The sequence below is a fragment of the Actinomadura sp. BRA 177 genome (assembly GCF_013372625.1).
Classification (GTDB): domain Bacteria; phylum Actinomycetota; class Actinomycetes; order Streptosporangiales; family Streptosporangiaceae; genus Spirillospora.
In genome coordinates this window covers 21,695-28,048 of sequence record NZ_JABXFD010000323.1, presented here as the reverse complement: position 1 = coordinate 28,048, position 6,354 = coordinate 21,695, and the positions used below count along the sequence as shown (strand labels likewise).

Sequence of the window (6,354 nt, the reverse complement as noted above, 5' to 3'; positions counted from 1 at the left end):
GTACTCGCCAGTCAGCAGGGATTCATCGATGCTGGATTGACCGTCGAGAATCACCCCATCCGCTGGCAGCACGGCGCCGGGGTGTACCAGCACGCGATCACCCAGCGCCAATTCACTGAGCAGGATGCGTTCGCTCTGGCCATCGCCTTTCAGGCGCAGGCACGAGGCGGGCAACAGGTTGACCAGTTGGGCGGTGGCCGCTGCGGTGCGTTCCCGGGCGCGGCGCTCAAGGTAACGCCCGGCCAGCAGGAACAGTGCAAACATGCCCACCGCATCGAAATACAATTCGCCCACACCGGTGATCGCGGTCCAGATGCCCGCCAGGTAGGCCCCGCCAATTGCCAGGGACACCGATACGTCCATGGTCAGGTGGCGCGTGCGCAAGTCACGCAGGGCGCCTTTGAAGAACGGTGCGCAACTGTAGAACACGATGGGCGTGGTGAGAAACATCGCGACCCAACGCAGGATCACATGCAACTCCGGGCTCAGGTCGATATTGAATTCCGGCCAGGTGGCCATGGTTGCCATCATCGCCTGGAACCACAACAACCCGGCGACCCCCAATTGACGCAGGGCCAGGCGGTTCTCGCTGGCCAATTGCTCGGCGGCGCGGTCGGCCTGGTAAGGGTCGTCACCGCCCTGCGCAGCGTCTAGGCGTAGGGGGCGCGGGCGGGGAAGTCGGCCCACGCCAGCGTTCCGGGGCCGTGGGCGCGGCCCGCTGGGGGCACCGCGCCGCCGGCCCCGGAACGCTGGTGTGGGCCGACTTCCCCGCCCGCGTCCCCTACGCCTAGACGCTGCGCAGGACGGTGACGACGATGCCCAGGACGACCGCGTCGTCGCCGTCGATGACGTCGTAGGCCGGGTTGCGGGGTTCGAGGAGGACGTGGCCGTCGCGGCGGCGGAACACCTTGACGGTGGCCTCGCCGTCGATCATCGCGGCGACGATCTGGCCGGAGTGCGCCTCGGGCTGCTGCCGCACCACGACGAGGTCGCCGTCGCAGATCGCGGCGTCGACCATCGAGTCGCCGCGGACGCGGAGGGCGAAGACCGTGCCGCGCCCGGTCAGCCCGGCGGGCAGTGACAGCATTTCGTCGACGTGTTCTTCGGCCGAGATGGGCGTGCCGGCGGCGATGTCGCCGACCACGGGCACGCTCACCGAGTCGTCGGCGGCCGCCGCCGCGGGGTGCGAGTGGAGGAACGTCCGCACGTCGATCGGCCTGGTCATCGAGGCCCCGCGGCGCAGGAACCCCTTGTCCTCCAGGCTCGCCAGGTGCCGGGACACCGACGACGGGGACCGCAGGCCGACGGCGTCGCCGATCTGCCGCGTGCTCGGCGCGTATCCGTACCTGACCACCCAGTCCCGGATGGCGACCAAGATCTGCTGCTGGCGCGGCGGTAGCACCGAGGCGTCCAGGCCCTCGAAACCGTCAAGATCGTAGTCGCTGGTCACCCGGGAAAGTGTAGAGGCCGTCCCGGACGATCGCGGCCTCGGCGGAGACGCGCCGGGGATACGGTCGCCCGATGAGTCACGGGTTGCGGCGGTATCACTATGTTGGGCCCTCCGGAGATTCTCGCGGCAGTGCTCCCCGCCAGCGAAGGGAAGCCGGTCCGATCGCCGGGGGAACTGGCGGCCTGGCTGGCGCGGTGCGGGGAGGACGAGCGGGCCGAGCCGTTCACGTTCGTCATTGGCCTGGACGGCTTTCTGCGGGTGGCGCCTCGGCGGAGTGAGCATGTCGCCTGCGCCGGTGGGGTGCCTGTTCTGAGCGCTGGGGAGATCGCCTTCTTTCAGGAGGAGGGCCGCTGGGTGGTGAGTGAGGTCAGCAACCACTCGACCGGCTACTGCCCCGAACCTGCGTCCTGGCCCGCTGTCCGTGACGCGCTCGACCGGGCGGGTCTGCAACATCCGGGCGACTTCACCGGCCCGGTCGTCTTCCGCCGGTGCCCGCGCTGCCACGAGCGCAACCTGGTCAAGGACGACGACTTCGCCTGTGCCGTCTGCGGTGCGGGGCTTCCCCGCGCCTGGAACCTTCACGGCGCCTGACCGTCTTTCAGGGCCTTTAAACCGGATGGTTGACGAGCGGGCGGGGCGCGGCGTACGGTTCTTTCAACCAGCAAGTTGAAAGTGAGGCGCAGGGGTGACCACGGACGCGCTGTCGCGGGTGTTCGCCGCTCTGGCGGATCGGACGCGGCTCGACATGGTGGCTCGGCTCGCGGAAGGCGACACGACCGTGAGCCGGCTGGCCGAGCCGTACGAGATGACGCTGCAGGCCGTCTACAAGCACCTGCGGGTGCTGGAGGACGCCGGGCTCGTCAGCCGCCCGCGAGGTCCGCAGCCCCGCGCCGTCCACCTGGAGGCGCAGGCGTTCGACCTGATGGACGCCTGGATCGAGCGCCACCGGCGCCGCACCGAGGAGCGCTACCGGCGCCTCGACGCGGTCCTGGCGCAGATGGAAGGAGACGAGCATGAGCAAGAAGACGGAAGCCGCGATCAAGGCCGACCCGGACGTGCCGGTCATCTGGACGACGCGTGACTTCGCGGCGAAGCCCGAGCAGCTGCTCCGCGCGCACACCGACCCCGAGCTGTTCGCCCAGTGGGTGGGCCCGGACGGCACGTCCACCCGCATCGAGCAGTGGGACGCGCGGACCGGTGGCAGCTGGCGGTACGTCTCGGTGCACGACGGCACGGAGTACGGGTTCTACGGCTGCTTCCACGAGGTCCGGCCGGGCCGCATCGTCCAGACCTTCACGTTCGAGGGCGACCCCGACGGGGTGACGCTGGAGACGCTGTGGTTCGAGGACCTCGGCGACGGCCGCACGCGGCTGCGGGCGCAGTCGCTCGTCGACAGCTTCGAGAGCCGCGACGCATGGCTGCTCAGCGGCATGGAGAGCGGCGTCAACGACGGTTACGCCAAGCTGGAGAGGATGATCGCCGATGGCGCTGTCTGACCGCCCGGCCGAGCGGCACCGCGAGGTCGCCGGCCTGTTCACGGACCGGGTCCGCGGCACCGCGTCCTGGGACGCCCCGTCCCCGGTCGACGGCTGGACGGCCCGCGACGTCGTGCGTCACCTGACCGAATGGTTCCCCGGCTTCCTGGCGGCCGGCGCCGGCATCGACCTGCCGCGCGGCCCTTCGGTCGACGAGGACCCGGTGGCCGCGTGGCAGGTCCACTGCGATGGCGTGCAGGCGGTGCTGGACGACCCTGAGACGGCGAACCGGAAGCTCACCAACCCGCACATCGGCACCCTGCCGTTGGCCCCCGCGATTGACCAGTTCTACACGGCCGACGTCTTCATGCACACGTGGGACCTCGCCCGGGCCACCGGCCAGGACGAGCGGCTCGACCCCGACTTCTGCGCCCATCTCCTCAGCGGGATGGAGCAGATGGAGGAGGTTCTCCGCTCGTCCGGCCAGTACGGCCCGCGGGTCGAGGTGCCCGCCGGCGCGGACGTCCAGGCAAGGCTGCTGGGCTTCATCGGCCGGGACCCGTCCTGGCCGGGGCGCTGAGAGCTCCGGTGCTCAGGCCGCGATGGGGGTCAGGAAGATCCATTTGTGGCCGAACGGATCGCGGAGCATGGACTGCCGGGCACCGTAGGGCATGTCCGCCGGAGGCGAGAGCAGCTCGGCTCCGGCGGACACGGCCTGGGCGGTCAGAGCGTCCACGTCCGGGACGTAGACGTGCAGGAGAACCGACGTCGGAGCCGCGCCGGGCGGCGCGAACGGGGCATCGGCGTCGCCGAGCATGAGCGTGGACCCTTGCACGCTGATCTCGGCATGGACGATCCGCCCGTCGTCACCGTCGAGCCGGAACAGCCTGCACGGCGCCGACGGGCTGGCGGTCGTAGCGGAACTCGCCGTCGTAGTCGTCCTCGATGAGGATCCCGCCAGTGTCGCGGGCCCAGGCGGTGAACGCGCGGCGGCGGTCCGGGTGGAGGGTCGCGCCGGACGGATACTGGTGCGCCGGGGTCAGCACGGCCGTGCCCGCCTCGCCGAGTAGTCCGGGATCGGCGCCCAGGTCGTCCACCGGAAGCGGGATTATCTCCGCTCCGGCGCGCTCGACGATGGCGCGGTGGAGGAAATGCCCTGGTTCCTCCATGGCGAACGGCCCTGGAAGCACTGCGGCGAGCAGCCCGAGGGCCTGCGCGTACCCGGACGTGATCACGATCCGCGCCGGGTCGGCGTGGACGCCCCGCGCCCGGCCCAGGTAGCCCGCCAGCGCCGCACGCAGTTCGGGACGGCCGCGCGGGTCGCCGAGCGCATGAACCTCGGCGGCGGCGGTGGACAGGACCCGGCGTGTCGAACGCCCCCAGGCCGCCGAAGAAAACCTGCTCAGGTCGGGCCGCCCCGGTCGCATGTCATGGGCGGGAGCGCCGGGAACCTCCGTCCACGTCTCAGCAGGGGGCGGCGCCGTCGCGGCCGGCGTCGCGGCCGTGAACCGTGCGACGCGCGTGCGGGAGCCGGGGCGGGCGACCAGCCGGCCCTCGGCGATCAACTGGTCGTACGCGGCGGTCACGGTGCCGCGCGCGAAACCGAGTTCCGCCGACAGGGCCCGCGTTGACGGCAGCGCGGTGCCGGGGGCGAGGCGGCCGTCCGCGATGGCGGCGCGGAGGGCGCGTTCCAGGCCCGCCCGGCGGCCGGCGGCGATGTCGACGTGCAGATGGAGGTCGACGGAACCGGCCCAATCTTTCGGCATGAAACCGGATCTTAAACTTGGTCCGGTCGCTGCCTAGGTTCGCAGGCATGATTGTTTTCGCGCAGCTCAGCGACACCCACCTCGACCTGAGCGACCGCAGGGCCCAACGCGCGACGCGCGTCATGGACTATCTGAACGGACTCCCGCTGGACGCCGTCCTCGTCACCGGCGACATCGCCGACCACGGCGAGCCGGCCGAGTACGAGCAGGCCCGCAAGCTGCTGGCGCCCTCACCGCATCCGGTGCTGGCCTGCCCCGGCAACCACGACGTGCGCGGCCCGTACCGGGAGGTCCTCCTGGACGAGCCAGCGCACGACGGCCCGGTCAACCGGGCTCACAAGGTCGCCGGTGCCACGTTCGTGATGTGCGACTCGACCGTCCCCGGCAAGGACCACGGGCTCTTGGAGGACGACACGATCGCCTGGCTCGACCGGCAGCTCTCCAACGCCCCCGACGAACCGGCGTTCGTCTGCTTCCACCACCCGCCCGTGACGCAGGGCATCCCGTACGTGGACGAGATCCGGCAATTCGGCGAGGAGCGCCTGGCCAGGGTCATCGAGAGGCATCCGCAGGTCGCGGCCGTCCTCTGCGGGCACAACCACACGGCGGCGGCGACGACCTTCGCGGGACGGCCCCTCCTCGTCGCGCCCGGAGTCGTCTCGACGCTCGTCTTCCCCTGGCAGGGTGGCGATGTCGCCGACTACGACGCTCCCCCGGGCGTGGCCTTCCATCTCCTGGACGACGAAGGCCGCCTGACCACCCACTACCGCACGGTCTAGGTCGTGAAGCGGTGCCGGGGCCCGCACACTGCCCCGAGCGGATCACCGCCCTCACCCACGGCCTGGCCGACCTGCGCCCGCTGACGTCCCTGCTGCTGGGCTAGTTTCGGACGCCATGAGGCATCTCGGCATTCTCGCCCACAGCGCGGAAGGCGCCGCGCTGTGCTTCCGGACCTTCTGCCAGGAGGGCTTCCGCGAGCTGGGCCCCGACGACCACCCGGACGTGACGCTCGACCTGATCGCGCTGGCGCGCAGCATGCCCGCCTGGGACGCCGGGGACCACGACCCGATCAGGGCGACCCTCAACGAGAGCGTCCGGCGGCTCGCGGCGGCGGGCGCCGACTTCTTCGTCTGCCCGGACAACACCGCGCACCTGGCGCTCGAACGCCCCGGCGGCGACCTGCCGCTGCCGGGCCTGCACATCGCCGATGTCGTCGCCGGCCAGGCCGCCCGCGACGGCCGCACGCGCGTCGGCGTCCTCGGCACCCGCTACACGATGGACGGCGAGGTCTACCCGCGCGAACTCGCCGCACGCGGCATCGCCGCCGAGATCCCCGGCGCCGAAGACCGCGAGACCGTCAACCGGATCATCTTCGACGAGCTGGTCAACGGCGTCTTCACCGATGAATCGCGCCGCGCGTACGTCCAGATCATCGAGCGGCTCGCCCAGCGCGGCTGTGACGCCGTAGCGCTGGTGTGCACGGAGATCCCGCTCCTGGTCACGCCCGGCGTGTCGCCGCTGCCCACGCTCGACTCCACCCGCCTCCTCGCCCGCGCCGCCTTCGAGGTGGCCGCAGCCCGCCGAACCCTCCCCACCTGGCGCGGCGGACATTTCAATCAGGGGCGAAACGGGGCAGACCTAGGGTGACCGTCGAGAAGGGGGA

Annotated in this window: 9 protein-coding genes and 1 pseudogene; 6 read left to right on the top strand and 4 right to left on the bottom strand. The window is 71.2% G+C overall.

Translation table 11 applies throughout. The annotated features are described in order from the left end of the window. Window positions 1-597: pseudogene (locus tag HUX53_RS16605) on the bottom strand (hypothetical protein); the annotation flags it as partial. A gap of 190 nt (window positions 598-787) precedes the next feature. Next, window positions 788-1,450, bottom strand: coding sequence for a transcriptional repressor LexA (lexA, locus tag HUX53_RS16600; RefSeq protein ID WP_176404109.1), 663 nt, complete (start codon window positions 1,448-1,450; stop codon window positions 788-790). Between the two features lie 129 nt (window positions 1,451-1,579). Here lexA and HUX53_RS16595 point away from each other — a divergent pair, with 129 nt between their 5' ends. The 4 genes from HUX53_RS16595 (at window position 1,580) to HUX53_RS16580 (ending at window position 3,505) form a co-directional block, all read left to right on the top strand. Beyond that, entirely contained in the window at window positions 1,580-2,041 is a 462-nt protein-coding gene (locus HUX53_RS16595) for a hypothetical protein (RefSeq protein ID WP_309237270.1), read from the top strand. A gap of 94 nt (window positions 2,042-2,135) precedes the next feature. Continuing rightward, a complete protein-coding gene (locus tag HUX53_RS16590; protein ID WP_176404107.1) occupies window positions 2,136-2,531 on the top strand; it encodes a metalloregulator ArsR/SmtB family transcription factor in 396 nt (131 codons plus the stop codon). Further along, a complete protein-coding gene (locus tag HUX53_RS16585) occupies window positions 2,464-2,946 on the top strand; it encodes an SRPBCC family protein (RefSeq protein WP_176404106.1) in 483 nt (160 codons plus the stop codon). Before HUX53_RS16590 ends, HUX53_RS16585 begins: the two co-directional genes overlap by 68 nt. After that, window positions 2,933-3,505, top strand: a complete 573-nt coding sequence (locus tag HUX53_RS16580) for a TIGR03086 family metal-binding protein (protein WP_176404105.1) — start codon at window positions 2,933-2,935, stop codon at window positions 3,503-3,505. The genes HUX53_RS16585 and HUX53_RS16580 overlap by 14 nt, the downstream gene beginning before the upstream one ends. 12 nt (window positions 3,506-3,517) lie before the next feature. Here HUX53_RS16580 and HUX53_RS16575 read toward each other — a convergent pair whose 3' ends face one another. Then, window positions 3,518-3,781, bottom strand: a complete 264-nt coding sequence (locus tag HUX53_RS16575; protein WP_369009205.1) for a VOC family protein — start codon at window positions 3,779-3,781, stop codon at window positions 3,518-3,520. 10 nt (window positions 3,782-3,791) lie between these two features. Next, window positions 3,792-4,691: a PLP-dependent aminotransferase family protein gene (locus HUX53_RS16570; protein WP_176404104.1), complete on the bottom strand. Its 900-nt coding sequence runs from the start codon at window positions 4,689-4,691 to the stop codon at window positions 3,792-3,794. 47 nt (window positions 4,692-4,738) lie between these two features. Between HUX53_RS16570 and HUX53_RS16565 the strand changes: the two genes are divergently transcribed. Together HUX53_RS16565 and HUX53_RS16560 are read left to right on the top strand one after the other, a co-directional pair. Then, a complete protein-coding gene (locus HUX53_RS16565) occupies window positions 4,739-5,470 on the top strand; it encodes a phosphodiesterase (protein WP_176404103.1) in 732 nt (243 codons plus the stop codon). 115 nt (window positions 5,471-5,585) lie between these two features. Further along, window positions 5,586-6,338 carry an aspartate/glutamate racemase family protein gene (locus tag HUX53_RS16560; protein ID WP_176404102.1) on the top strand — a complete coding sequence of 251 codons (753 nt, stop codon included), beginning with the start codon at window positions 5,586-5,588 and terminating at the stop codon, window positions 6,336-6,338. The last annotated feature ends 16 nt before the right edge of the window (window positions 6,339-6,354 follow it).

Bases quoted from the DNA above. Each gene is read 5' to 3' on its own strand.
- HUX53_RS16565 (WP_176404103.1), top strand. From the start codon at position 4,739: ATGATTGTTTTCGCGCAGCTCAGCGACACCCACCTCGACCTGAGCGAC.
- HUX53_RS16580 (WP_176404105.1), top strand. From the start codon at position 2,933: ATGGCGCTGTCTGACCGCCCGGCCGAGCGGCACCGCGAGGTCGCCGGC.
- HUX53_RS16585 (WP_176404106.1), top strand. From the start codon at position 2,464: ATGAGCAAGAAGACGGAAGCCGCGATCAAGGCCGACCCGGACGTGCCG.
- HUX53_RS16560 (WP_176404102.1), top strand. From the start codon at position 5,586: ATGAGGCATCTCGGCATTCTCGCCCACAGCGCGGAAGGCGCCGCGCTG.
- HUX53_RS16570 (WP_176404104.1), bottom strand. From the start codon at position 4,691: ATGCCGAAAGATTGGGCCGGTTCCGTCGACCTCCATCTGCACGTCGAC.